General features: G+C 54.0%; 27 protein-coding genes. 15 read left to right on the top strand and 12 right to left on the bottom strand.

Annotated elements, in window-relative coordinates; all coding sequences use genetic code 11:
- Positions 1–19: 19 nt before the first annotated feature.
- On the bottom strand, positions 20–1,003 hold the full coding sequence (locus QGH09_00880; GenBank protein ID HJO16743.1) for a transcriptional repressor: 984 nt from the start codon (positions 1,001–1,003) through the stop codon (positions 20–22).
- 90 nt (positions 1,004–1,093) lie between these two features.
- The gene (erpA, locus tag QGH09_00875) at positions 1,094–1,432 is read right to left on the bottom strand and encodes an iron-sulfur cluster insertion protein ErpA (protein ID HJO16742.1); all 339 of its coding nucleotides are present in this window, start codon (positions 1,430–1,432) and stop codon (positions 1,094–1,096) included.
- 186 nt (positions 1,433–1,618) lie between these two features.
- Here erpA and fdhE point away from each other — a divergent pair, with 186 nt between their 5' ends.
- On the top strand, positions 1,619–2,572 hold the full coding sequence (fdhE, locus tag QGH09_00870) for a formate dehydrogenase accessory protein FdhE (GenBank protein HJO16741.1): 954 nt from the start codon (positions 1,619–1,621) through the stop codon (positions 2,570–2,572).
- A 14-nt stretch (positions 2,573–2,586) separates the two neighbouring features.
- On the opposite strand, the gene QGH09_00865 is transcribed toward fdhE, so the two are convergent.
- On the bottom strand, positions 2,587–4,104 hold the full coding sequence (locus QGH09_00865) for a FumA C-terminus/TtdB family hydratase beta subunit (protein HJO16740.1): 1,518 nt from the start codon (positions 4,102–4,104) through the stop codon (positions 2,587–2,589).
- A 94-nt stretch (positions 4,105–4,198) separates the two neighbouring features.
- Positions 4,199–4,831, bottom strand: coding sequence for a biotin transporter BioY (locus tag QGH09_00860; protein ID HJO16739.1), 633 nt, complete (start codon positions 4,829–4,831; stop codon positions 4,199–4,201).
- Between the two features lie 16 nt (positions 4,832–4,847).
- Between QGH09_00860 and thiD the strand changes: the two genes are divergently transcribed.
- The 6 genes from thiD (at position 4,848) to QGH09_00830 (ending at position 8,760) form a co-directional block, all read left to right on the top strand.
- Positions 4,848–5,630, top strand: a complete 783-nt coding sequence (gene thiD, locus QGH09_00855; protein ID HJO16738.1) for a bifunctional hydroxymethylpyrimidine kinase/phosphomethylpyrimidine kinase — start codon at positions 4,848–4,850, stop codon at positions 5,628–5,630.
- Positions 5,631–5,716: 86 nt separating this feature from the next.
- Positions 5,717–6,217 (top strand): molybdenum cofactor biosynthesis protein MoaE, encoded by a 501-nt coding sequence (locus QGH09_00850; GenBank protein ID HJO16737.1) that lies wholly within the window; start codon positions 5,717–5,719, stop codon positions 6,215–6,217.
- Positions 6,208–6,465, top strand: coding sequence for a molybdopterin converting factor subunit 1 (gene moaD, locus QGH09_00845; GenBank protein HJO16736.1), 258 nt, complete (start codon positions 6,208–6,210; stop codon positions 6,463–6,465). Before QGH09_00850 ends, moaD begins: the two co-directional genes overlap by 10 nt.
- 14 nt (positions 6,466–6,479) lie before the next feature.
- Positions 6,480–7,562, top strand: a complete 1,083-nt coding sequence (gene prfA / locus QGH09_00840) for a peptide chain release factor 1 (protein HJO16735.1) — start codon at positions 6,480–6,482, stop codon at positions 7,560–7,562.
- Positions 7,559–8,419, top strand: a complete 861-nt coding sequence (gene prmC / locus QGH09_00835) for a peptide chain release factor N(5)-glutamine methyltransferase (protein ID HJO16734.1) — start codon at positions 7,559–7,561, stop codon at positions 8,417–8,419. The genes prfA and prmC overlap by 4 nt, the downstream gene beginning before the upstream one ends.
- The gene (locus tag QGH09_00830) at positions 8,416–8,760 is read left to right on the top strand and encodes a histidine triad nucleotide-binding protein (protein HJO16733.1); all 345 of its coding nucleotides are present in this window, start codon (positions 8,416–8,418) and stop codon (positions 8,758–8,760) included. The genes prmC and QGH09_00830 overlap by 4 nt, the downstream gene beginning before the upstream one ends.
- A 21-nt stretch (positions 8,761–8,781) precedes the next feature.
- Here QGH09_00830 and QGH09_00825 read toward each other — a convergent pair whose 3' ends face one another.
- Positions 8,782–9,609, bottom strand: a complete 828-nt coding sequence (locus QGH09_00825; protein HJO16732.1) for a hypothetical protein — start codon at positions 9,607–9,609, stop codon at positions 8,782–8,784.
- Positions 9,610–9,926: 317 nt separating this feature from the next.
- On the opposite strand from QGH09_00825, the gene ileS reads away from it, so the two are divergent.
- The 4 genes from ileS to QGH09_00805 are packed head-to-tail and all read left to right on the top strand — an operon-like array spanning position 9,927 to position 14,993.
- Entirely contained in the window at positions 9,927–12,701 is a 2,775-nt protein-coding gene (ileS, locus tag QGH09_00820; GenBank protein ID HJO16731.1) for an isoleucine--tRNA ligase, read from the top strand.
- Between the two features lie 7 nt (positions 12,702–12,708).
- Positions 12,709–13,248 carry a signal peptidase II gene (gene lspA, locus QGH09_00815; protein HJO16730.1) on the top strand — a complete coding sequence of 180 codons (540 nt, stop codon included), beginning with the start codon at positions 12,709–12,711 and terminating at the stop codon, positions 13,246–13,248.
- Positions 13,229–14,026: a prolipoprotein diacylglyceryl transferase gene (lgt, locus tag QGH09_00810; GenBank protein ID HJO16729.1), complete on the top strand. Its 798-nt coding sequence runs from the start codon at positions 13,229–13,231 to the stop codon at positions 14,024–14,026. The genes lspA and lgt overlap by 20 nt, the downstream gene beginning before the upstream one ends.
- Positions 14,019–14,993 (top strand): RluA family pseudouridine synthase, encoded by a 975-nt coding sequence (locus QGH09_00805; protein ID HJO16728.1) that lies wholly within the window; start codon positions 14,019–14,021, stop codon positions 14,991–14,993. Before lgt ends, QGH09_00805 begins: the two co-directional genes overlap by 8 nt.
- Before the next feature lie 36 nt (positions 14,994–15,029).
- Here QGH09_00805 and lon read toward each other — a convergent pair whose 3' ends face one another.
- Positions 15,030–17,468 (bottom strand): endopeptidase La, encoded by a 2,439-nt coding sequence (gene lon, locus QGH09_00800; GenBank protein ID HJO16727.1) that lies wholly within the window; start codon positions 17,466–17,468, stop codon positions 15,030–15,032.
- An 82-nt stretch (positions 17,469–17,550) separates the two neighbouring features.
- A complete protein-coding gene (locus QGH09_00795; GenBank protein HJO16726.1) occupies positions 17,551–17,994 on the bottom strand; it encodes a TraR/DksA C4-type zinc finger protein in 444 nt (147 codons plus the stop codon).
- A gap of 513 nt (positions 17,995–18,507) precedes the next feature.
- On the opposite strand from QGH09_00795, the gene QGH09_00790 reads away from it, so the two are divergent.
- The 3 genes from QGH09_00790 to QGH09_00780 all read left to right on the top strand — a co-directional run bounded on the left by QGH09_00790 (position 18,508) and on the right by QGH09_00780 (position 19,827).
- On the top strand, positions 18,508–19,128 hold the full coding sequence (locus QGH09_00790) for a hypothetical protein (GenBank protein HJO16725.1): 621 nt from the start codon (positions 18,508–18,510) through the stop codon (positions 19,126–19,128).
- 111 nt (positions 19,129–19,239) lie between these two features.
- Positions 19,240–19,431: a 50S ribosomal protein L28 gene (gene rpmB, locus QGH09_00785; protein HJO16724.1), complete on the top strand. Its 192-nt coding sequence runs from the start codon at positions 19,240–19,242 to the stop codon at positions 19,429–19,431.
- Positions 19,432–19,449: 18 nt separating this feature from the next.
- Positions 19,450–19,827: a RidA family protein gene (locus tag QGH09_00780; protein HJO16723.1), complete on the top strand. Its 378-nt coding sequence runs from the start codon at positions 19,450–19,452 to the stop codon at positions 19,825–19,827.
- 3 nt (positions 19,828–19,830) lie between these two features.
- On the opposite strand, the gene QGH09_00775 is transcribed toward QGH09_00780, so the two are convergent.
- Positions 19,831–21,987, bottom strand: a complete 2,157-nt coding sequence (locus tag QGH09_00775) for a bifunctional (p)ppGpp synthetase/guanosine-3',5'-bis(diphosphate) 3'-pyrophosphohydrolase (protein HJO16722.1) — start codon at positions 21,985–21,987, stop codon at positions 19,831–19,833.
- Between the two features lie 295 nt (positions 21,988–22,282).
- Here QGH09_00775 and QGH09_00770 point away from each other — a divergent pair, with 295 nt between their 5' ends.
- Positions 22,283–23,299, top strand: a complete 1,017-nt coding sequence (locus tag QGH09_00770) for a tetratricopeptide repeat protein (GenBank protein HJO16721.1) — start codon at positions 22,283–22,285, stop codon at positions 23,297–23,299.
- Positions 23,300–23,712: 413 nt separating this feature from the next.
- On the opposite strand, the gene QGH09_00765 is transcribed toward QGH09_00770, so the two are convergent.
- From QGH09_00765 to QGH09_00750, 4 genes are all read right to left on the bottom strand, one after another.
- Positions 23,713–24,174 (bottom strand): biopolymer transporter ExbD, encoded by a 462-nt coding sequence (locus QGH09_00765; GenBank protein ID HJO16720.1) that lies wholly within the window; start codon positions 24,172–24,174, stop codon positions 23,713–23,715.
- Between the two features lie 2 nt (positions 24,175–24,176).
- The gene (locus QGH09_00760) at positions 24,177–24,611 is read right to left on the bottom strand and encodes an ExbD/TolR family protein (GenBank protein ID HJO16719.1); all 435 of its coding nucleotides are present in this window, start codon (positions 24,609–24,611) and stop codon (positions 24,177–24,179) included.
- A gap of 93 nt (positions 24,612–24,704) precedes the next feature.
- Complete coding sequence (locus tag QGH09_00755; protein HJO16718.1) at positions 24,705–25,388, bottom strand: MotA/TolQ/ExbB proton channel family protein; 684 nt, start codon at positions 25,386–25,388, stop codon at positions 24,705–24,707.
- Positions 25,389–25,507: 119 nt separating this feature from the next.
- On the bottom strand, positions 25,508–26,212 hold the full coding sequence (locus QGH09_00750) for a TonB family protein (GenBank protein HJO16717.1): 705 nt from the start codon (positions 26,210–26,212) through the stop codon (positions 25,508–25,510).
- Positions 26,213–26,394: the final 182 nt, after the last annotated feature.

Genomic DNA, 26,394 nt, shown 5'->3' with positions numbered 1-26,394 from the left:
CAGGCCGATGTTACCAGTATTAAGCACTCGCACGGCGGGTTGAACGGGAGGAGCGCTTAGCATTTGGCCGTTTTCGTGGTGATCGCTTAAATAAGGCGCGGGATTCACGAATCAGCAACTCAAGATGCTCACGTTCGTCGTCGGCAAAATCCAAGAAAATCTGTTTACCTTCAGAGTCTTCGAAACGCTCACCGTACCGCTTAAAGAAGCGGTGTGATCCACGCTCACACTTAATACCAATCATGAACGCTTGTTTCGCATCGACACCTTTTAGTAGCTCTTCGGTGCCTACCGTGAACAGACCATCCGCTGCTCCCTTAAAGAACAAGAACGTAGGTCGAACCTCTAACTGCGGATCTTGGGCGAGTATCTCCTTATATCGTTTCTCTAGGCATTCCAGGTGCTCGCGCTCTTCCTCGGCCAATTTTTGAAACACCTTGCGCCCGTTCCTGTCATTGGTAATGCTCGAAGCCTTCAAATAGAACGCCAGTCCACTCCGCTCAGTCGCAATAGCAATACGAAGGGCGTCACGCGCGAATAGCAACTCCGTTGTCGCGACATTGTCTACAGATTTACTCCCTGTCTTGCACGCGTCGCACGTACCGTACACCTGCAACACGTTTTGACTGGTTGTGAACCGCTGGACTGAAGCGATTTCTTCAATCAATAACTCAATATCTGAACTGAGGAACTCAGATGAGCGCCCACAAGCCTTGCATAGCAAGTGGAAGTGTCGCGGATGTCGATACGAGTGCTCGAATCGAAAATGGCCTTCGCCGAAATCGACCTTGCGTGCGATCCCAGCAGCCACCATCCACTGGAGCGCCCGGTACACGGTGGCCCGACCAATTTTATTGTCTTCCTTCTTAACGAGACTGGCCAGGTCATCAGCGCTTAGGTGACCCTCCTGACGGAGGAACACATCGACGATCAGATCGCGCTTACCCGAACGCTTCCCACCAGCAGGGCGGAGACGGTCTACGTAGGCAGCCGGCTGTTCCATCGTCACGGAATCACAATGACTTTCTCAGTACAACCACGGCCGTAGCCGGACTAACAGACGCGTGGTCCGAAACTAATCGACAGCTGAAACTTAAACACCGAACGACGAACCACAACCACAGGTGGACTTGGCGTTCGGATTCTTAATGGTGAATCCACCGCCTGTTAGATTATCGACGAAGTCTACTTCGGCACCTGTGAGGTATCGGATACTGATCGGATCAACGAACAGCTTGACCCCATTTGACTCGAACACGCGATCGGATTCCGCGTCGCCCTCGCCCTCCTCAATCATCAAGCCGTACTGAAACCCTGAGCATCCACCACCCTGCACGAAAACACGAAGTCCTGCCAGCTGCTTGTCTTCCTCGCTAAGAAGCGCCTGAATCTTGGTAGCCGCAGTCGGAGTCACGTTAATAAGTCCACTCATATGCGCGAAGTCTCCCTTGACCAGAGTTGATTATAGCTTTATAAGAGAAAGCCCGGCAAGCTCCGCTAGGATACACAGAACCGTTTAATCCTCGACCGACAAGAACCTGTCAGTAATTAGATCGACGCGTCATACTCCGAGACCACGATAAGATGTCACGCGTGCGACTACGACATACTTACTCAGATGACCCGTAAGGATTTCAACTTAGAAGACTCACTGCAACGCGCCGAAGCACGATGGTGCCAGATCGAGGCTGACACCCCTGAGTTAGCAGCAGCTGTCACACTTCAGCGATCTCTCGTCCGACGAATTGCTGGGTTAACCGAAGCACTCGAGCAATCAAATTGGACACCACCTGACATTGAAACGACAGTGATAGTAACTACGCTTAGCATGTCGCGTGCCCTACTACATGAACACCGTGTTGATCTACCAACAGAAATCCTCGAACCCGGGTTATGCGACCTATGTAACATTCTGGCGATCGGCGGCGCAGGCGACGCGGCCCGACATGTCGACCACGCGATTCAAGAACAGCGGCTCAGCACAACCTCGCTCCTGAACGCATCACTAACTCGCCGCCAAAACGATATCCGAACGGGTGCCATCCACCCTGGCTTAGCGCCGGATCTTCTGTGGTTAGTTGCCGAACTGACTGTTGGACCCATTGCTCATGAGTTCCAGAGAGCAATCCTTACCAATGACGGCATCGAACCTAAGGTCCGTAAGGCTATTAATGCTTGGGGCCATGGAACATGCCTCATATGTGGCTCCTGGCCTGCCCTCGGCGAATGCCGGGAGTGCGATGTCACTCTGAGGTGTTCCTTCTGCGGTGCCGGATGGAAGCTCCAAGAACCCGCATGCCCATACTGCTTGTCACCAGAGATTCAGCATGAACCGCCAACACCAGGTCAACCTTCACTACAGCTTTTATTCTGTGAGGTGTGCTGCGGTTACCTAAAGGTTATCGAAGTGAACGAGGCGATTCCGTCCATCCTTCTACCAATTGAGGATCTCGCGACGACGGCTGGCGATGTACGAGCCATGGAACGAAATCTCGTACGTCCGCCGCTTCCTGAAGCACCTCTAGGGGAATCAAATGATGCTGGTTGTGCCGGCGGTCCTATAACGAACTAAAGAGAGAGACGTAGTCACATAGTTGCCAGTCGTTCACCGGAGTCTTTTTCAACTTCACGGTGAAGACTAGCACCATGCGCATCCATCGTCACGATGGCTGGAAAGTCGTGCACCTGCAGATGCCACATCGCTTCGGGGGTACCGAAGTCCAGAAGGGATACACCGTCGACCCGCTCAATCGCGCGTGCGTAGAACTGGGCAGCGCCACCAATGGCATTTAGATAGACCGCGCCAGTCTCTTGAAGTGCTGCAAGTGTCTCAGCTCCCATGCCCCCTTTTCCAATCACCACCCGAATTCCATGGCGCTTCAAAACCTCTCCCTGGTATGGCTCCTCACGGATACTGGTCGTTGGTCCCGCGGCTGTAATACGCCACCCTTCACCTTCGCGTACAACGACGGGGCCGCAGTGATAAAGAACGCCACCCCGGAGATCGACCGGAGACTTGTGCTCCATTAGATACGTGTGAACAGCATCACGCCCCGTATAGACACGGCCAGAAACCAACACAACATCGCCAACGCGAAGTTTCCTGATCGTAGCTTCATCAATCGGCGCCATTAGCACTACTTCCTGCCCAGTTTTCGAGAACCCGGTGTCGGTAACCGCGGTCATTCGCATTACTGGCATCGTAGGGTCACGATAAAGCCAGCGGCGGATCGCTCCAGATTCCTTATCAAGCACGACTCCTAGCCGACGGAAGGCCCAACAATCATACGCAACGGATACAAAGAAACTCGCGGGAAGCCGATTGAGTGCAGCAATCTTGCACCCAATAAGCGACACGTCACCCCCAAACCCCATCGTGCCCACACCGAGCCCATTAACCGTAGCCATCACAGAACGCTCGAGGTCCGCCAGACGAGAGTCGGGATTAACGTCGTCCAGCAATCTAAAGAGCTGAGCCTTAGCATGGGAGTAGCCCGACGTTCGGTCGCCGCCAACACACACTCCGACTGCACCAGGACTACAGCCCCTACCTTGAGCCTGCCATACGGCATGTAGAATACACTTTCGGACGCCCTCGAGTGTCCGATCGGCACGACCCAAGTGCGTCAGCTCGGCCGGCAAGGCATACTGGGCGTTCATGTTCTCACAACCGCCACCCTTCAGTAACAATCGGATCTCAATCTCGTCGCGCTCCCATTGATTAAAGTGGATGATCGGCGTCCCAGGTCCGAGGTTGTCACCAGAATTCTTGCCCGTGATTGAGTCGACTGAATTCGGTCGAAGCTTGCCCTGCTCAGTCGCTTCCACAACGGCCCGATGGATCTCCCGGTGCATTACAATCTGATTGACGTCGACAGGCGTTTGAATTTCGAACGTTGGCATCCCGGTGTCTTGACAGATCGCCCCCTCACAGTCGGAGGCCTGATCGATGTTCAGTGAAATGATGTCGAGCGCTTGAGAAGACCGGCTGCCAGAAGATTCAGAACCCACGGTATGCGACATGGCTGCGCGGACGTCTGGTGGAAGATTGGTCGACGTCTGCACGATTAAATCGAGAACGCTCTCGAATAATTGCGACAACATACCTAACTATAATAGGCCATACTGACGGCAAGTTCCGTCTTTGGTTACTATTCTAGGAACCAAAGACCAGAAATCGAAACCGCAAAAAATGGTGCTAACGGCCAGTCGTGAATCGCCTAAAACTAGGAAGTAGGGCCGCGGCAAGACAAAGTTTAACCGCGTCAGCCAGTAGGAAGGGATAGACACCGAGTTTGGCCGCCGCCTGCGTGCTCCATTCCGGTGAGGTAAACACCAGCAGCCAAGCAAAACCGCCAAGATAGATTACAGCGAGCCCGGCCAGCATCGCTCCAACAGAGGTAATGTATCGTCGATCCATTCCGCGCTGAACGAGCCAGCCGACTAGATAGGCCGCGATCGGATAGGCCAGTAAGTACCCACCGGTCGGTCCAAGGAGGCGACCAACACCTAGCGGTAGCCAAGGCGACCAAGTAAATACCTGGAAACCGACAACACCGGCTGCGAGATAAAGCACGAGACAGGTCGCACCCAAACGGGCACCCAATACAGCGGCGCTTAGCAGTACAATTGTTGGTTGAAGCGTCAGAGGGACTGGCGTCAATGGCAATGGGATGCTTATCTGGGCCGCCGATGCAATCAGTGCAGCGAAAAATAGCACCGCCAACGTCCTAACCAGCTGGCCGTACTCGCTGGAACGGGTCCAGTGCAATACTAGAGGCAGAGACGCCGAAGGGACTCCAAGAGTGCGCAAACCCTCTATCCTTGACATAGCGACATCTTAGCCGATGAAGACAGCACTGACAATTGCGGGAAGCGACTCGGGTGGCGGTGCGGGTATCCAAGCCGATCTGAAGACCTTTGCTGCACACGGCGTATACGGGACGTGCGCTATTACAGCCGTTACCGCTCAGAATACTCTCGGCGTCGAAGCGGTTGAGAATCTTTCAGTAGAATTGATTGTCGCGCAGGTTAATGTCGTTGCTGATGACATTGGCGTGGATGCTGTAAAGACTGGCATGTTGGCAACACCAGAAATCGTGGAAAGGGTTGCGACACTATTACCATCGCTGCCTACACCCCACATCGTTGTGGACCCCGTGATGGTTGCTAAAAGCGGTGCACGCTTGTTGGCCGAAGAAGCTATTGACGCTGTTCGCCGAATGCTCTTACCTCACGCTTCTGTTGTAACCCCAAACGCTATGGAAGCGGAAGTGCTGGCCAAGATTGAGATCGACTCGCTTGGATCGGCCAGAGAAGCTGCCCGGCGTATCTACGATCTTGGACCGGGAACGGTCGTGATCAAGGGCGGACACATCCCAACAGCAGATGCGGTCGACCTTGTCTACGACGGTCACGAGTACCTAGAGTTGAGTGGCCCACGCCTCCCCTCCCGTCAAACACACGGCACTGGGTGTACATTTGCCGCAGCCGTGGCAGCTAACTTGGCACTGGGACTCCCGACGCCGGACGCCATCTCGGGCGCCAAACACTACGTCGCGCAGGCGATTCGCCACGGGCTACCATTTGGAAGCGGACACGGACCTCTCGGCCACTTTTGGAAGTGCTAGCAGTGAGACTCGGGTGAGTTTACCGCTAGGAGATGCGTTCGAAATCAAGGACAAGAGGCCTTGGTTTCCCGACTGCTATACTTCCCATGATGGGTCTTGCTCGACTCGCGGTGACAACGGAGCGATTAAATCTCGATGCCCTGATCAGGTGCGTCCATGATGCTCCAATAAGCGACGGTTCGGAGGGTACTGGTGCAGTGGCCTCATTTCTCGGACTAGTGCGTGAGTCCAATCTTGGACGCCGCGTCGTCAAGTTGAAATACGAGGCCTACGAACCATTAGCGCTGCGCGCTTTCAAACGAATCGACAACGAAATTGTCGAACGATGGCCAACCGCTCAACTTGCTCTACACCATCGTATCGGAGTCCTAACCATCGGCGAAGTTAGCGTGGCGATCGTCGTGGCGGCGCCACATCGCGCCGATGCATTCGCGGCCAGTCGATACGCGATCGAACGAGTGAAACAGATCGCACCGATTTGGAAACGAGAGTTCTTCAAAGACGGTGACGTGTGGATCGAGGGTGCCACAACCGATCCTGATGACGCAGCAGCACGCGAGGAAGCGTTCCGACGGGCATGCGTGTGAACATTCGCGTGTTCGCCCGCCTTCGCGACATTGTCGGCGTGGCTGAGCTGAACCGCGACGTACCAACTGGCACAACTGCACAAAGGATATGGGACGATCTAGTGGAGGAGTTTCCTGACATCAGTACCTACACAGGGTCGATATCAACGGCGGTGAATGCTGAATACGCAAAAATGGAAACGGTACTCGATGATGGCGATGAGGTGGCCTTCCTTCCTCCTGTCTCGGGTGGAGAATTTCCCGGCTGACACTGGGTCCGGCTATGTTCGAAAAACTGACTGCGATTGAAACACGGTACGACGAACTGATGCAGAGCATCAGCAATTTGAGTGCTGAATCTGATTCCGCGCAGTATCGTAAACATGCCAAAGCACTCGCTGACATTCAGCCGTTAGTCGAAAAGTTTCGCGACTACAAAGGTATCTTGGCCGAAATCGAACAGGCTCGAGAACTCCTAAATTCGACTGACGGCGAGATGCACGACCTCGCAGAGCAGGAGCTTCACGTCCTGCGCGAACGTGAGGACACCTTACTCGCCGACATTAAATTGCTCCTCGTTCCCAAGGACCCTAACGATGAAAAAAACGTGATTCTGGAAATTCGGGCAGGCACAGGTGGAAACGAGGCCGGTATTTTTGGAGCCGATCTCTTCCGGATGTACAGTCGATTTGCCGAGCGCCAAGGATGGCGGATCGACATGCTTTCGATTAACGAGACCGGTATAGGCGGCATTAAAGAAGTTATCGCGATTATTGAGGGACGCCGAGTGTATAGCCGACTAAAGTACGAAAGTGGCGTGCACCGGGTTCAGCGCGTACCAACAACTGAAGCAAGCGGCCGGATTCATACATCAACGGCGACTGTCGCCGTACTTCCTGAAGCCGAAGATGTCGATATTCAAATCGACCCGAAGGAAATTCGGATCGACACATTCTGTTCAAGCGGCCCGGGAGGACAAAGTGTTAACACCACGTATTCAGCCGTGCGTGTGACCCACCTACCGACGGGAATTGTGGTATCGCAGCAGGACGAAAAATCACAGATCAAGAACAAGGCGAAGGCAATGAAGGTTCTTCGTTCACGACTCTACGAGCTCGAGCTTCAAAAACAACAGGATGCCATTGCCCAAGACCGACGCAGTCAAGTCGGTACTGGCGAACGCTCAGAAAAAATCCGCACATACAACTTCCCGCAAAACCGAATCACGGATCACCGTATTAACTTCACGACGCACCAGCTTACTGAAGTGTTGAACGGTGATTTATCAGATTTGATTGAGCAGGTTGTGACCCATTTCCAATCCGAAGAGCTTAAACAAGTCCAAGAGGTATCCCTCAAACCGTGAGTATCCTCTCTCTGGTGAATGCCGCTTGCACAAGACTGATCGAGTCGGGAATCCGTCCGGAAGAAGCCGGCCTCGATGCGGAGGTCCTTGCACGCCACCTTCTCGGGTGGGACCGTGCGACCTATTTCACCGAACGCCACCAGAAAATCACCCGGGCATTCGACAAAGAGTACATTTCTCTGATTGCGCGGCGCGCGCGGCGAGAACCAGTGGCCTATCTAACGGGTAAGCGCGAGTTCTGGGGCTTGGAATTCGCTGTAACACCAGACACTTTAATTCCTAGACCTGAAACAGAGCTCCTTATCGAAACCGTCCTACAACTTAGACCTGATCGATCAATAAACGGTGTGCTCGTCGACGTGGGTACCGGGTCGGGCTGTATCGCCGTCGTACTTGCCATTGAATTTCCTAATATGACGATCGTCGCAACGGACATCTCCCAACCGGCACTGGCCGTTGCTCAGGCCAATGCCAAACGTCATGGCGTCTCGGATCGGATCGAGTTACGGCACGGCCCGCAGTTAGCAGGTCTTTCCGGACCCCTTGACCTAATCGTGTCAAATCCGCCCTACGTAACGGCCCAGGCAATGCAGCACCTAGCACCGGAGGTGCGAGACCACGAACCGCACCTTGCGCTGAACGGCGGAGCCGGCGGTACTGAGACACTGCGTGCGCTTATCGAGAAAGCTAGCCTCAAACTCGTCAATAACGGTTCACTTATAGTTGAGTTCGGGTGCGATCAAGAAGCGGTGTTTAGGCAGATTGCCAACGCTACTCATCTAACCGATATACAAGTCGTCCACGACATTCAAGGGTTGCCCCGCGTTGGCGTGGCAACGTATCGGAATAACCGATGAGTGACTGTCTGTTTTGCCGAATTGTCAAAGGCGAGGTGTCGGCCACAATTGTGTACGAAGATGAGACACTTGTGGCATTTGAGGACATCAGCCCGCGAGCGCCGACACACGTACTAATCGTGCCACGCCAGCATGTGGAAACTCTTAATGACCTCACTCCTAGCGACAAGGAACTCGTTGGTGAAATGATCTGGCGTTCCGCTGCTATCGCCAAGGAACGAGGTATCGCGGACAGTGGGTATCGTACCGTCTTTAATTGCAACCGTGGGGCGGGGCAAACCGTCTTTCACATCCACCTGCACCTGCTTGGCGGACGCGCTCTCACCTGGCCGCCCGGATAACAATCGAGTCCCTTCGAACCATCACCGTTCTAGGAAGTACCAACCGCGCCCAGCCGCACGGTCGAAGACGAATTCAACTACCTGGTAGCCACGAGCCATATAAGTGGTGAACATGTCGCGGCTGGCAGTGCGCCAATCGCGAGCCCTGTCGGGTGACGAGCGCTGCATTTCCCCAAAACCAGTCGGAATCTCAACCCGAAGACGAGGTTGTGTAAGTTTCGAATCCCAAGATTTGAAAGTAAGCCAAACATCCTCAACGTTGGTTTCGTTAATCAACGGCAGCTCGCTGGCAATGGGTATGTCATCTGTAGTCCCAGCGATTCGAGTAAGAACGCGGGATGATTCCAGATTCCACCCTGCTACAAAACGGTCTGTCGGGGTTCCTCGGTGGAGCGAGCTACTTGACTCACCATAAATATTTTCTTCGTACTCGATTATCACAGCACCAAGTTTCGTTAGATTAAAGTGCGCGTTCATCGACTGCATCGGGTCGAAAGTCCATTCGATCACTTTAATATCCATCTCGAGCGCTCGCTTCCGCTGCTCCAGCTTAAGCAACCGGCCGAGGCCAGTATTGCGGTGCGCCTCTAACACTCCGAGCATGTGTGACCATTGAATCAGGTGACCAGATTTCAAGCCCGGTAGCGAGTAAGCGAATCCCACCATCGCCTCGGACTCATCGAATGCGCCTATCAGGATCCCACCACGCTTCACGTTGATCGCTAGAATCGGTACTGGAACTACATCCTGGAGATCTGTGTACTCCCAGACAATCGTCTCAAGTTCGACCACACGCTTTAGTTCATCCAGCGTATGGAGATCGCGAAATCGGAAGGGCTGACTCAACATCGTGGAAAGTTGGCGCCTTCAACATCCGTATCGTGTGGGTCGACGAAGCCAAGGCACGCTACATCCGTTGTCAAACATTGTCGCACGAATGGACGGAACAGCCACCTCAACACAAAGATCGACCACGTCGGCGTTATATTAATTCGCCAGGAGTCTGGGTTCGGCTCCGTGTTGTCTCGCTAAATTGCACTACAATGATCAGGCAAACTAGGGGGCAGCGAGGCGCTCCGGAGGTAGCCTAGCACGAACCTAGCAACTGACAACGTTTCATGGCCGACTGGAAATCAACCCTCAACCTCCCACGCACCGAGTTCCCTATGAAGGCAAGCCTGCAGAAGGCTGAGCCCGAAGCGATTGCGCGCTGGGAAGAGACCGGACTCTACGAGCAAATTCGTGCTCACCGTGCTGGAGCACCTAAATGCGTTCTGCACGACGGTCCACCTTACGCTAACGGGCGCATTCACATCGGCACAGCACTCAACAAGATCCTTAAGGATTTTGTCGTACGGGCCAAAACAATGTCTGGGTTCGACAGCCCATACGTGCCCGGCTGGGATTGTCACGGACTCCCAATTGAACTCAAGGTAGACCGTGAGCTTGGCTCAAGAAAACGCGATCTAAGTAAAGCCGATCTCCGCCGAGCATACAGGACTTACGCTGAAACCTACGTTGGCGTGCAGCGTGAAGACTTCAAGCGCCTGGGTGTACTCGGAACTTGGTCGGAACCCTACCTGACCATGGCTTTTCGCTACCAAGCCGCAATCGTCCGGGCACTGGGTAAATTCGTCGAGCAAGGTATGGTGTATCGAGGTAAGAAACCAGTGCATTGGTGCATTCATTGCCAAACAGCGCTGGCAGAAGCGGAGGTCGATTACGCACCTCATAACTCACCTTCGATCTACGTAGAGTTCAAGATGGCAAAGGAGTCCATTGAGGAACTTGCCGCCAAGCAAAAAGCCCTTGGGGAGCGGCCCGTTTCCGCTCTCATCTGGACCACAACACCATGGACCATCCCGTCCAACCTGGCGATCGCATTTCATCCTGATCTCGACTATGGGTTCTATTCTCCGGATAGCGGTGACTCTCCCACTATTGTCGTCGTCGCTGATGCAATCGCGGAACGTATCGAAACTGAAATAGGACGCCACCTAGGCGAACGCCTCGCTGTCGTTAAGGGTGCCGAGCTCGAGGGCTTACGCTTCAAGCATCCACTCTACGATCGAGTATCGGTCGGCGTTCTAGGCAATTACGTAACGCTTGAGCAGGGTACCGGGGTCGTACACACGGCGCCTGGTCACGGTGCTGACGACTTCAACACAGGTGTGAAGTACGGTCTAGAGACATACGCCCCGGTTGGCCCCGATGGAAAATTCGACAGCACGGTTAAAACCTTCTCTGGCATGCGTGTCTTCGACGCGAATCCGAAAATCGAAGAGGCTTTAGCCGATGCTGGACGACTATGGCATAGAGCTCAATTGGAACATTCCTATCCCCACTGCTGGCGCTGTCGGCACCCCGTCATTTTCCTCGCAACCTGGCAATGGTTTATTGCAATGGAAGCAGCGGGACTACGGCAAGGTGCATTGAATGCTATTCAAGAGGTTCAGTGGTTCCCCCCGTGGGGTCAAGAACGCATTCACAACATGCTGGAATATCGTCCCGACTGGTGTATTTCCCGCCAGAGGTCGTGGGGTGTACCAATTCCTGCGTTGTACTGCACGAAGTGTGGTGACGCTGCGCTAACGACAGCCCTGACCGAGCACGCGGCCAAAGTGTTTGAAGCCTTTGGAGCAGACGCCTGGTATGAACGAGACCTATCGGAATTCGTTCCACCGAAACATAAGTGTGACACCTGTGGTGGTAATGAATTCAAACGCGAACAGGACATCTTGGATGTTTGGTTCGATTCTGGCTCCAGCCACGAGGCGGTCCTGGAGGACCGCCAGCTCGGGTGGCCAGCCGAGATCTACCTCGAAGGAAGCGACCAATATCGTGGATGGTTCCACAGTTCCCTTCTAGTTGGACAAGGCACACGAGGAAAAGCGCCCTACCGTCAGGTCATCACACACGGATTCGTCGTCGATGAATCAGGCCGAAAGATGTCGAAGTCTCTAGGCAACGACATCGCTCCACAGACCGTCATCGAAGAAAGCGGTGCGGAGATCCTACGGCTGTGGGTCGCGATGGTCGACTACCGAGAAGACGTTAGAATCGGTAAAGAGATCTTGGCACGAGTCATCGAGGCTTACCGAAAAATTCGTAACACATTACGCATTCTGGTCGCCAACCTTCATGATTTTGAGCCGATTGAGGATGCTGTGCCACCCGACCAATTAGAGGAGCTTGACAGATTCGTGCTCGCGCGCTACGCCGACAATGCAACGCGAGTCATCACTGCTTACGATAGGTACGATTTTCAGCAAATTTTTCAAACACTTAATAGATTTGTCACCGTTGAGTTGAGTGCCCTCTACATCGATATCGTAAAGGACCGGCTGTATACATTCGCACCGGCACATCCAGCACGCCGGTCTACGCAGACTGCGATCTTTCGGATTGCCGATGGTTTGACGCAGCTCATCGCTCCGATATTACCCGTGACGGCAGACGAACTCTGGAGAGTGCTACCGGGTTCCAGAGAGGTTTCCGTACATCTTGCTGATTTTCCGTCTGGGCTCGACGAACTCATTGATTCTGAGTTGGTCGAACGGTGGGAACGTTTAGTTAGAATTCGCGAGGCGGTAAATGCCAAGATAGAGATCCTGCGTAAGAACAAGACGGTCGGCACCTCTCTTGAAGCATGTGTTCAACTTCGAGCAAGCGGTGATACACTCGCCCTGCTTGAACGATACCGAGACGAGCTTCCAACCCTGTTAATCGCGCAAGCACAGGTCGAGTCCGTGCAAATGACGTCCACGGACGAGAGCTCGGTGACGGGTGAGACGATTGGGATTGAAGTCGGCCGTGCTTCTGGACTCAAATGCGAGCGTTGCTGGCGTTACGTGCCGTCACTATCTAACCAACCGGACAAGCAAGGATTGTGTGATCGTTGCGTCGAAATGTTGAGCGCCGCAAAGATCCCTTCTCCCTAACATCACGATGATGTCTCACCCAATCGGACCTTCGATGGGTAAATCGTGGCCCTGCCACATTCGATGGTCGATCTTCATTGTGGCAGGAAGTATCGTTGGCTTAGACCAACTCTGTAAAGCACTCGTCCGACAACTCATTCCACTCCACGACAGCATCACTCTGATCCCAGGCCTCGTGAACATCACCCACGTGCGGAATACGGGAGCAGCATTCGGCATCCTGAATGCAGCGGACTTTCCTTTTAAGCCCGTGGTCATGACAGGAGTCGCTCTGCTGGCGCTGGTTATACTCGGGATCTATGCCGCGCGGACTTTCTCACACGGTACTTCTGCGAGGATTGGCTTGGCATTGATTTTCGGCGGTGCTTTGGGAAACATGGCCGATCGCCTCATGATCGGCCATGTCGTTGATTTCGTCGATGTGTACTGGGGTACGTATCATTTTTGGGCATTCAATGTTGCAGATTCAATGATAACAATCGGTGCAATCTGTTTACTTGTTGATACCGTTCGCACGGAAGATCGCAATGTATCCAACACTGCTTAGTTTCGGTCCAATCACGATTTACAGCTATGGCGTTCTGCTTGCAGCGGCCTACCTAATAGGCCTAAAACTTGCATTAGTCCGCTCGGCAAGACAGGGATTTGACCCAAATAAGGTGATGGATTTAGGAATCCTCATCATCATATCGGCGCTGGTTGGTGCCAAACTGATGTTGTTCCTTGTGGATTTTGAGTACTTCTCCCAAAGCGCGGAACGGTTGTTATCGCTCGTACGAGCTGGTGGAGTCTTCTACGGCGGGCTACTCCTCGCCGTACCGGTGGCCTGGTGGTATCTACGCCGCCACCGGATGCCGGTCTGGACGGCATGCGACGCCTTCGCCCCGGGCATCGCGCTGGGGCATGCCATCGGTCGCCTCGGTTGTTTAATGGCAGGTTGCTGCTACGGCAAGCCGACCGATATGCCCTGGGGCATCGTGTTCACGAATACGTTCGCAGCAACCAATGTAGGAACGCCACTTGACGTCCACCTCCATCCGACACAGTTGTATGAATCGTTCGCAGAATTAGGCATCTTGCTAATGCTGTTAGGTATGGAACGGCGCAGTCAGGGTTTTCCGGGCCGTACGTTCTGGCTGTACGTTCTACTGTACGGGGTCTCACGCTTCGTTACCGAATTCTACCGCGGCGATCCTAGAGGAATGGTTTTCGACGCCATTTCGACCTCACAGTTCGTCTCGGGACTCATCGTTCCGCTCAGTATTGTTATGTTGGTCTATCTTGCTAGATTCTCCTTTACCGACCAACGTAAGTCCCATGCCTGAGTCTTCCGATCAGAATGAACTGGGCGAACACATCGAAATAATCACCCCAGAGAAGTACGGTGGAACACGTATCGATCAACTTCTGGTAACGTTGCTACCCAACCACTCGCGCTCATTTATCCAACGGCTGATTAAGACAAACCGGGTGCAACTTAATGGGGAACCAGTCAAGGCCAGTGTCGTTGCACGTGTTGGGGCTCACATCGCGATCGATGTACCTGCGCCAATCTCTCCAACCCTAACTCCAGAGAATTTACCACTAGACATCATTCACGAAGACGCCGACATCATCGTAATCAATAAACCCTCGGGGATGGTCGTGCACCCCGCAGCCGGCCACACAAGTGGCACGCTGGTCAATGCTCTGCTCTATCACGCGGGTGGTCTGAGCGGCGTCGGTGGTGAACTTCGCCCAGGCATCGTACATCGACTAGATAAGGGAACCTCAGGCCTACTGGTTGCCGCAAAACACGATCAGGCCCATCGTGAGCTGGGGCGTCAATTCCGCCAGCGTGAAGTCAAGAAGGAGTACGTGGCACTCGTTTGGGGAGGTATTCAAGACGGGCGAAAAATTGATCTCCCGATCGGTCGACACCGGACTGAGCGACAGCGAATGTCTACAAGTTCGACTCGGTCCAGAACAGCAATAACTGAAATCGTGAGAGCTGAACCACTCGATGGGCTGACCCTCATAGGGGTCATGATTTTAACCGGTCGCACCCACCAAATCCGGGTTCATCTAGCAGCTATCGGTCATCCTATCGTTGGCGATTCCGTGTACGGTGGTACCAAACATCGACTTGCACCAAGACATCGTACCGTGGCGAGTCTCTCACGGCCCTTTCTCCACGCTAGCAGGCTGGCCTTCAAGCATCCGCGAGACAGACGCCAAGTCGAGTTTCGTGCCAAACTTCCCAAGGACCTAAGATGCTTGCTGCGCGACCTGAGAAAGCAAGCGCAACCCTAGTAAGAAACCGACCTGCACTGGCAGCGAATGTCTAAATTAACTAGCGATCTGTGGTATCGGTGATTCCGAGGACTGACCACCCGCACGAACTTTTGAGGGCTCCAATGCCAGTTCGAGGACTTCATCAACCGACGACACATAGTGGATAGTCATTTCACGACGAAGATCCTCACTCAAATCCTCGTCGATGTTCTTCTGATTGAGGCGGGGCACAACGATATGTGGAATCCCTAGGCGGCGTGCAGCGAGCACCTTTTCTTTAATTCCACCCACCGGTAATACACGGCCCGAAAGAGTAATTTCGCCCGTCATTGCCAAGTCCTCGCGGACGGCCCGGTTCGCCAGCCGCGACGCGAGGGCAGTAGCCATCGTCACACCAGCGGACGGCCCGTCCTTAGGTATCGCACCTGAGGGTACGTGCACATGAAGCTCAGCATTCTGATAGAAGGCCATGTCGACACCGTACTCCCCGGCATGGGCCCTGAACCACGAAAGAGCGGTCTGGGCCGATTCCTTCATCACCTCGCCGAGCTGTCCTGTAAGAGTCAATGTGCCACTCCCGGCCATTAACGTTGCCTCAACAAACAACACCTCGCCACCCACCGGCGTCCACGCAAGTCCTACCGCTACGCCGGGATCTTTGGTTCGTTCAACGACCTCTTCGTCATGGAACCTCGGCGACCCAAGCATCTCTAAAACCGTGTCGGAGGTCACAACAATTGGTTCCTCCAAACCTTCCGCCCTTCGCCGCGCAACCTTCCGGCAAAGTGAGCCGATCTCTCGCTCCAAGTTTCGTACGCCGGCTTCTCGCGTATGACTGCGAATTACTGTTTGAATCGCCGTCTCTTCGAAACTAATTTGCTCCCGTGTCAGACCGTGATTTTCAATTTGGCGGCCCACGAGATGTTCACACGCAATCTTGAGTTTTTCTTCATCCGTGTAACCCGGTAGTTCAAGCACCTCCATCCGGTCCCGTAAGGCTGGAGACACCGGGTCGAGAAAGTTAGCCGTCGTGATAAACAGAATTTCAGATAAATCAAACGGCACATCAAGGTAGTGATCACGAAACGTGTTGTTCTGCTCGGGATCGAGCACCTCAAGCAGCGCTGACGCCGGATCGCCCCGGAAATCCATGCCGAGCTTATCGATCTCATCCAGCACGAAAACGGGATTTTTCGATTCGGCGCGCCGTAGTCCCTGAATTATCTGTCCGGGCAAGGCGCCGATATAAGTACGACGGTGTCCCCTAATTTCTGCCTCATCGCGCATGCCGCCAAGCGAGATACGAACGAGCTTTCGGTCGAGTGAGGATGCGATTGACTTAGCGAGCGACGTCTTCCCGACCCCTGGGGGACCAACGAAACATAAAATCGGGCTCTTGATTTCTGGGTTTAGCTTTCGCACCGCCAAATACTCAAGAATCCGGTCCTTTGCCTTCTCAAGATCGGAATGATCGCTATCTAGAACCGACTTCGTCCTCGCCAAATCAATGACCTCCTCTGTCCGAACCGCCCACGGCAGCGCAACGATCCAGTCCAAGTAGGTTCGAGCGACGGTGTACTCAGCCGCCGCCACAGGCATTTTTGATAAACGATCCAGTTCTCGTAGTGCTTCCTTCAACACGGATTCCGGCATCCCAGAGCTCTCAAGCTTGGCTCTGATGTCCTCGATCTCCTTAGTCTGTTCGTCGCCTTCACCTAGCTCTTTTTGGATCGCCTTCATCTGCTCGCGTAGGAAGTAGTCGCGCTGATTCTTACCAACTTCAGACTGCACCTGAGACTGGATCTTCGAGCCTAGCTCGAGCACCTCGAGCTCCTTGATAAGAATCCGGTTGAGCACGTCCATTCGAGTACGAATGTCTAAGGCTTCCAGTACCTCCTGCCTCACAGAAGTAGGGATTGTTGTAAAACTGGAGGCAATAAAATCAGCTAGTTTTCCAGGCTCCTCAATGTTCGACGCGAGTATTTGCAGGTCATCCGACAACAGTGGTGACAATGAAACGACCTGCTGAAAGTTAGCCTTGATATTGCGCTGGAACGCATCCACTTCAAGACGATCCTCTTCCACCATTACCTCAGTTGCCGGTTCCACTGCCGCGCGTAAGTAGGGGTGCTCAGTGTTGAAACGGAGGATGTGCAGCCGCTCCAAGCCCTGTACAATGAGTCGGAGACTGCCATCCGGCAGCTTCAACATCTTGTGAATACGGGTAACCGTTCCGATCGGATAGAGATCGGCTTGTGCAGGTTTCTCGGTCGCTGCTTCACGTTGCGTGAAAACACCCACCAGCGCGTCAGAAGCGATTGCCTCTTCGATAAGACGCACTGAACTTTCGCGAGCCACCGCTAGCGGAATAAACGAGTTGGGAAACAAGACGGTGTCCCGCAGCGGCAGGATAGGCACCTCCGACGGAATTGAGATTGGGTGCTCAGCGCTCATGTCGCTTCCAGAATCGTAACGTTCGTCTTGACCGCTCATATGGCGATCCGTCTTACTCCTGTTCACCTTTAGGTCGCGGTTTGCCTGAAGCGAAGAATTCTAGGCAATCAGCCTTGTTGGTTTAACTCGCGAAATCTACGAACAGTGCTTCCAAGTCACTACGCTCCTGGGTTGTGCTTTTCCGCGTTGCTTGTTCTCGCTCCTCTTCGCAGACTGTGCACCTTATCGCGAAAGGTAGGGCCCGTAATCGCTGTTCGGAAATCTCTTCTCCGCACTCAAAACAATTACCATAGGCTCCAACCTTGAGCCGCTGGAGTGCCCCATCGATCTTGCTCAGCGTCTCGGCTTTCATCTGAATTAGGGAGAACTCTAGTTCGTCCTGAATATCCGCCTCAGAAGTCTCCACCGAATCGAGAACGCCGTGCATCGTAGCACTGTTGCCTTCAGCACGTACAACGCGCATTCGGTCGTGCACCTCGACCATCATGTCCTGGCGCCGCTCTTCAAGAATACGTCTCAGCTCAGCACAGCGCTCACTTTCTACAGGATATGTTGTCGTCGCCATGAAGTTGTTTCTCCTTACCAATACCCGCCGCACAGTCCGGAAACACCAAGCAGCCTCAAGATTTCCTCGGTGAGACCGGCCTTCGTATCGCATTGCCCCGCATTAATTCCACGTGGCTCGTACTGACTAGATTTCTTCTAACCAGACCGTCAAAAGTTGGATGGCGAGGGCAACCACATGTATAGACGCCATAAGGCTGGATTTGGTTGCTGAACGCCCTAATTTAGTTCCTTATTTCTCCTAAACAACCCAAGAAAAGCTGGTCCAGAGGGGCGTCTAGCCCGTGTCCGCCCCTCATCACTACAAGACCTTTATCGGCCGTAACCTAGAAATCCTGTGCACTAGGACAATGGGGTTTGACCCTTCAGGACGATTGTGCGACGCTGGGTCGGCTCCTTGCCTATGGCCCCAAAGTCAGACAATCGATGCATCTCGTGTGGAAAGCGGAAGGGGCGGCGGACCTGCCCAGCGTTAACTGGGTTGATTTGCCCCACATGCTGCGGCACGAAGCGCTTGCATGAAATAGCATGCCCGTCAGATTGCACCTATCTGGCAACCGCGCAACAACATCCACCGGCCTTGGTCCAGCGGCGGCACGAGCGTGAGGCACGCTTTCTCGTACCGTTAATTCGGGACTTATCAGAACGGCAATACCGACTATTCCTATTCGTTCAGGGCGTCATCGCGCGTCACCGCCCTGAGGCGCTTCAGCGATTAACGGACCTAGATGTCGCTGACGCCGTTCATGCGCTGGCCGCCACACTCGAAACGGAACGACGTGGCATCATTTACGAACATAGTGCATCGTCATTACCCGCTCAGCGCCTAGAACAAGGTCTGAAAGCAGCCATCGAAGCACAGAGGAAGAATGGGCCAACCTCGCTCGACCTCGACTTTGTGACCGTCTTACATCGTACCGAGCGGGCCTGCCGGGACGCAGGAGCTGCATTGGGTGGCGGAGATGATGCCTACCTTCACCTTATCCTAGACGGTATTCTGCGCAGTATCGCTGAGCATGCCGTGGAGTCCAAGCCGGACGGTCAACAACAAGATTCGACAATAGCTGGCAACGCCCCTAGTTCTGAGAGTTCCGATCCCCCCTCAAACACAGCCAAAGGACTGATCGTGCCATAGCCGCTGGCGCACCTCTTCTCGAATGCTATAATTGTTGGTTCGTTTGGTACTATAGGAGCGCATCGCGGTGGTGGTCTGAGGCGTTCCCGACGACATCAAGGAGAAACCGAAATGGCGCGACGGTGTGAAATTTGCGGTAAGGGTCCTAGGGTAGGCCGTAACGTCAGCCACGCCCACAATGTGACCCCGAGGCGATTCCAGGCAAACATTCAGATGGTCCGAGCGATAATCGACGGAAGCGTCAAACGAATCCGTGTTTGTACCCGCTGTCTGCGCTCCGGCAAGGTCGCTAAGGCAGCCTAGTAAGGCACACCCTCCCCTATGCGGCAAGCCATCCACACTCAGGACGCACCCCAAGCAATCGGACCTTATTCACAGGCTATTAGGACCGGTGAACTTCTGTTCGTATCTGGCCAAATTCCACTGGACCCGTCAACTGGAGAAATGGTGAAAGGCGATATCAAGGCGCAGACCGAACAGGTCATGAAGAACATCGCCAGCATCCTTGCCGCTGCCAACGTGTCGTTCGACCACGTCGTTCGAACAACGATCTTTCTGGCCGACCTGAGCGACTTTGCTGTGGTCAACGAAATTTACGGTAACTACTTCGAGACACCGGAACCTGCCCGAGCAGCCTTCCAAGTCGCACGCTTACCAAAAGATGCTCGGGTAGAGATCGACGCGATCGCTCTACTTTGATTCTCAGCCCGCTGCCCGTTCGACGTCTAGCACACCGGAAACACCGCGAAGTGACTCGAGCACGCGTTGAAGGTGTTCGACGTTACGGACCTCAACAGTGACGTTAATTCGACCTCGTTGATCGTCAAAGGTCGTCGCCTCGATGTTCTTGATGTTGGTATCAATGTTTGCGATCTGTGCACTGACATCCGCCAGAATGCCTTGCCGATCTTCGATCTGGATCGCCAAGTGGACGATGTAAGGCGTCGGATCATCATATCTATCCCACACTACATCGATGCGCCGTTCGGGATCATAGAGTAGATTGAGAACATTCGGGCAGTCCGTAGCGTGGACCGAGACGCCTTTGCCGCGCGTGATATAGCCAACAATCGATTCATCGCGAATCGGATTGCAACAACGTGCACGGAACACCAAAAGATCGTCGAATCCGCGCACTGTGATGCGTTCTTTACTTGACTGAACGTTTGCCACCGGTGGGGCCGCGACTTCGTTCTTAGCCCCATGGTCCGATAGGTCAGACTCGGGCACAAGCTTTCCAAGTACGTGCCTCGCGGCAACCTTCCCATAACCGATCTTGGCGTACAACTCCTCGATTTTCGGAAAGCCGTATTCTGCCGCTAGTCGGGTCATCGACTGAGCAGTTAGCTTCGACTTAATTTTGATGTTGCACCGGCGAGCTTCTCGTTCAAGAAGCTTCCGACCGATTTCCGTGGCGCGGGTTTTCTCTTCGGCATTAATGAAATGACGAATCTTGTTTCTCGCCCGTGAGGTCACCACAATACTCAGCCAGTCCCGACTCGGACGACGACCCTGGGTGGTCACAATTTCAACAATGTCACCGTTCTTCAATTGGGTACGTAACGGCACCATCTTCCCATTCAGCCTTCCCCCGGTACATTGGTGCCCGACATCGGTATGTACCGTGTAGGCAAAATCGATGATCGTTGCTCCACGGGGAAGTGATTTCACCTCGCCGCGAGGCGTGAAGCAGTAGACCTCTTCTGGATAAAGATCGACCTTCAGGCTCTGCATAAACTCCTGAGGGTCGCGGACCTCCTGATTCCATTCGAGCATTTGTCGGAGCCAGAGAAAGTATTGCTCGTCGCGATTAGCGCCAATCCGGCCTTCCTTGTACTTCCAGTGCGCCGCGATCCCTTCCTCAGCCACTCGGTGCATCTCTGCCGTTCGGATTTGGACCTCGAACGCGAATCCTCGTTCACTCACTACCGAGGTGTGAAGTGACTGATATCCGTTAGGTCTAGGCATCGCAATAAAGTCCTTGATCCGTCCAGGCACAGGGGACCAAGTATGGTGAATGATTCCGAGCGCTGCATAACAATCCTTGGTCGTGTGTGTGACTAAGCGTAGAGCCACCAAGTCGTATACTTGGTCTATGTTGATTCGTTGTCGTCTAAGCTTTTGATGAATACTAAAGAGGCGTTTAATCCGCCCCTCCAGGTACTCAATGGGAATCTGCGCATCGGTGAGCTTAGTCGCGATGGTCTGCCTGAGCTCCTCGATTTGCCCTTCGCTTACGCGCCGGCGGTCTTCGACCTTTATACGCAAGGCCTCGTAGGCTCGAGGTTCTAAATGGTGAAACGCTAGCTCTTCGAGCTCATTCTTTACTTTGCTCATCCCGAGCCGGTTGGCAATCGGAGCGTAGATGTCTTTCGTTTCCTGCGCGATGCGGATCCGGTGAGCCTCCGGTAGATGATCCAGCGTACGCATGTTGTGGAGTCGATCTCCTAGTTTCACCAGGATGACACGAACGTCGTCAACCATCGCTAGAAGCATCTTTCGGAAGTTTTCAGCCTGACGCTCCTCCGAAGATGAAAACGGTATCGCGCCAAGCTTCGTCACGCCCGCTACCACATGCGCTACTTCTGGTCCAAAACCCTCTTCAATTCGTTCGATAGTAGTTAATGTGTCTTCGACGACGTCGTGGAGCAGCGCTGCCGCAATGGCTACAGAGTCAAGGTGCATATCGGCCAGGAAGTCGGCAACTTCAAGTGGATGGCCAAGGTAAGGCTCGCCCGAACGACGGACTTGGCCTTCGTGCTCCGTAGCCGAGAAGGTATAAGCCCGCCTCAGAAGTTCAATATTGGCGTCCGGGCTATTCCGCCGAACCTTCTCGATAAGTTCTTCGAACTGAATCATGACAAGCGGTGTTCCAGTAATGAGATCCGTTACTTGTGGACCATCCTGACACCATGATAGAGACGGCTCTTGGAACCGGTCAAGGACGTTAGGGTTCCACAACCAGTGCGCGGGCAGCCTAGAAGCCTGTGAAGGTTAATCGACCAAAACCTCAAACAAGCTTGACGGGTCGTTTTTTGGTTCACTATACTGGCTCGGTTCGGGGCGTTCTCGCGGGTCTTGCCCGAGATTTCTCGCCCCCCTTTGACCGGGTTTTGGTCAACAGGTTTCCGTGCTCTAAATGGAGAGACTCGAGATGCAGTTAAAAGGGGAAATCATGAATATGCGACGGATTATGCCGCGGTTGACCATCGTGGCGGCGCTAAGCGTTTCACTAGCCGGCTGTGACTACTACTCCATGCTCATGGCTCGAAAGAATTTCAAGGAAGCGAATGGCCTGTACACGCAGGCTGAGTACGAGCGGGCCGCGCACGCTTACGAGCTAACGGTAGCCGACAGCGGCGCGTTCGATTCTGCACCCGAGCTCCGTGTTGCCTATTTCTATCTGGGAAACAGCTACGACCAAATGTATAGACCGAGTCGGCGTGGCGAGCCAGAGAATGACGTCTTACTGGAAAAAGCAGTCGAGAACTACCGATTGGCTTCTGAGCAGATTATCGACAACCCGGATATGCAGCAACTGTCGATGGAATACCTCGTAGCCACTTATGGTCCGGATAAATTGAACAACCCAGGTGCAGCTGAGCCGATCATCCGCAGGATGATCGAGTTAAACCCTGACGAGGTCGCCAATCACTTTGCACTGGCACGACTCTATGAAGACTCAGGGCAGGCCCAAGAGGCCGAGACGATCCTCAGAAACGTCGTTGACCTCCAGCCTCGCGATCCTTCGGTCTACTTACAATTGGCTGCGTTCTTCAACCGTCAAGAGATGTTCGAGGAGACGATCACAGCACTTAGAAGTAGAGCGGCGATCGAGCCGGACAACCCAGAAGCGTATTACACACTCGCTACGTATTTCTGGGAGAAAGCGTTTCGCGACTTCCGATTAGATGAAGAGGAAAAGGCAGGGTACGTTGCGGAAGGCATCGTTGAAGTAGATCAAGCACTCGAGTTGAAGGATGACTACCACGAAGCAATGACCTACAAGAACATCCTACTCAGAATGCAAGCAAACGCCACGACCAATAAGGCAACACAAGATGCCTTGATCGCCGAGGCAGATGCACTTCGCGAACGGGCAAACGAGCTCCGTCTCGAACAACAGGAGCGAGCTGTTGCGGCGGCGGCGGCGGCCTCCAGCGGCGGTTAATCAACGTTTGCTCGCACACGGACACGAAACGGCCGGTTCCCTTTAGGGGGCTGGCCGTTTTTTCTAGGCCTTCACCGCCACACCTCGAACAAACTGCAGTCTTCGTCTGCCCGGCAACGCCAAAGGTCAATTAAAGATTCCTCCTCGCTAACGCAAGAATGTTAGAGCCGCCCGAATAGCTATCTGCATCAAACACGCAAGGAAACTGAGGAAAGACCGGAGAAATACCTAGGTGTTAGACCTCAACTGTATCAACGTGGAGATATTTCGAGCAAGAAACCAAATCTCTTACCCTTTTGAAGGTTTCAGTCTTAACTCGAAGATTCTGGTCTGGTAGGAAAATGGTACTCAAAAAAACGGCGCATACACACAGTGCACGCGCCGCCGTTCAAATCGATCTTGAGGAGTTGAGCCTAGCCTCCCCCACCACCCGTTACACCAGCTGCCTGACGCATACCATCGGTAACGATGCCGACCTTGTCAACACCCGCACCTTTCGCCGCGTCGATGATGTCGATGATTTCACCGTAGCGCAAGGTGGCTGCTCCAGCAATGAACATCGTCTTGTCCTTCCGCTGCTCAAAGATGGTTCGCAGACGAGCGGCTACCTCGCGGAGCTGAACCTCTTGTTTATTCACTGACACACGACGGTCAGCGGTGTATTCAAGCACAATCTGACTGGTATCAGGCTGTGCTTGATTCGCTGAGCGTGTCTCAGCCGGAAGGTTAATATCAACGCCCTTCTGAGTAAGCGGAAGCGCGGCCATGAAGATAATAAGCAGCACGAGAAGCACATCAATCAGCGGCGTGACATTCATGTCACAGCTGGTCTCCATGTGCGCACCCTTGTTCGTCTTTTCTTTCATTCTTGCCATTACTAGTCACCTCCGATGCCTGCCCGCAGCCGGCGATCGACGATAAGACCGACGTCCTCGATACCAACCCGCCGCAATTCATCCATGACCGTCATGATCGAGCCATACGACGCATCTTCATCGCCTTTAATCAAGACAATCCGCTCACGCGTCTCTTCAAGCGCGCCCTGGATGCGATTCAGCATCTCGGTTTCAGCCACCTGGACGGAATTGACATAAAACCGCCTGTCGGCAGTTATCGACAGTACCGTCTGGCCCTGCGTCTCCGGTTTGTCGACTGTGTTCGCTGCCTGTGGCAGCCGAACATCGACACCTTGCTGCAACATTGGGGCAACGAGCATCATAATGATCAGGAGCACCAGCATCACGTCAACCAGTGGTGTGACGTTGATGTCGGACTTGACCCCGCCTTTGGCGCCGCCCAGGTCCATAGCCATAAAGAGTCTCCTTGTCTGTTACGCAAACACGCGCGTCCCGCGCCACACCATGGCACCTGCTTGGCACCATGGCAGACGTGAGCGGACAGACTATTACGCCGTCTTCTTGATGAAGTAGTCAATCAACTCAGATGCCGAGTTGTCCATCTCAACGTTGAAGTAATCGACTATGCCGGTCAAATAGTTATAGAACCAGACCGCCGGTATGGCCACGACGAGCCCGAGCGCGGTCTCCACAAGCGCCTCCGCGATACCTGCGGACACCGCACCAATACCACCAGACCCAGTCGACGCAATGCCGACAAAGGCGTTGATAATACCGACAACAGTGCCAAGCAAGCCAACAAACGGCGCCGTTGAACCAATGGTCGCCAACGACGGAACACCCTTCTTCAGGTCGTTGGCCGTCAGAGCCGATGCACGCTGAATCGCCCGTCGTACAGTATCCAGCATGTCGTCACGTTGCAGGCGGCCGCCACCAGATTCCTGCTGGAACTGATACTCCTGAATTCCCGCCGTGACGACTTTGGCCAAGTGGCTGTACTTGTAGTCTTCCTTCTTTGCAAGGGCAATCGCATCCTTCAAGCTACCAGACTTGAGGTGCTTGGCCACCTGCGGTGCATACTCCTTCGACTGCTTCCGAGCCTGCATGAAGGTAAACATCCGTTCAACAGCCACGCCGACCGACCAGAATGACATGAAGAAGAGGACGACCGCGATCCCTTTCGCGACAAAACCCATCTGTCCCCACATCTCGACTAAATTAGTTCCTTCCATCGCCCATCCTCCCGTTTAAAAAACAGATTGTTCCGGCCTCCGGTGAGTGGGCGCTAGGACGGCCCCACTTCCACATCTTCATTAAATTCTTGTCTCTCAAATCCGTCGACCGTAGCACGCTACTGCAGCGTGAAATTCACCGTCACCGTCATGATGACTGGAACAGGAATCCCATTCAGAAGCGTCGGCGAAAACTCCCACTGTCGCACCGCCGTCAGAGCGGCAGCATCAAGCAGAGGAATCGAGCGCAACACATTGGCATCAGTCACTCGACCGTCCGCTGCGATGGTCGCTTCAATAATCACAATCCCTTGCACTCGAGCTGACTGCGCAATCGCTGGATAGATCGGAGCCACGTCGCGGGTCTTCGCCGGCGGCCTGATGTTGCCACCCACACGGATCGGCTCAGCTGGTGGTGGCGGCGGTGGTGGCGGCGCTAAGTCTAGGCCACCGACAACACCGCCTACAATACCGCCAGCAACGCCACCTTCAACACCACCGACAATTCCCGTATCGATGGTGATACCGGTTTCAGCAGTGATTTGCTCAGGAGCCTGAACCGGCGCAGCGTCCGGGGTGATGTCCGGTGGCGGCGGTCTATCCACAGAGGCTGGTGGTGGTGGCGGTGGCGGCGGTGGCGGCGGTGGCGGTGGAGCAGCCACGAAAGCCATCATCGTTGGTGGAGTCGGCAGGATGTCAGCCGCCATTAACGGAACGATAATAACCGCGCCAACGAGAAGGACATGCAGAAGAATCGACACCGGCACGGTGTACCACTTCTGCGATCCCACCCTCACCTGGGGGTTGGTAATGTCACCGAACATCTCAGCCAATATCAACCTCCTACGCGCCGCATCCGCGAATGAAGCAGCACATGACCGTCCATTCTAAGCAGAGCGAAAAACCCGCGTCAACTAATAAACGCCACAAAGTCCAGGCAGCGTGTTCCTAAACCAATAATCAGCCCCACCGGCAAAGCTTCATCGAAAAAGACTGGACAATTTGG

It is taken from the genome of Vicinamibacterales bacterium (assembly GCA_036012125.1).
Classification (GTDB): Bacteria; Acidobacteriota; Vicinamibacteria; order Vicinamibacterales; family UBA823; genus UBA11600.
This window is presented reverse-complemented; position numbering and strand designations above follow the sequence as displayed.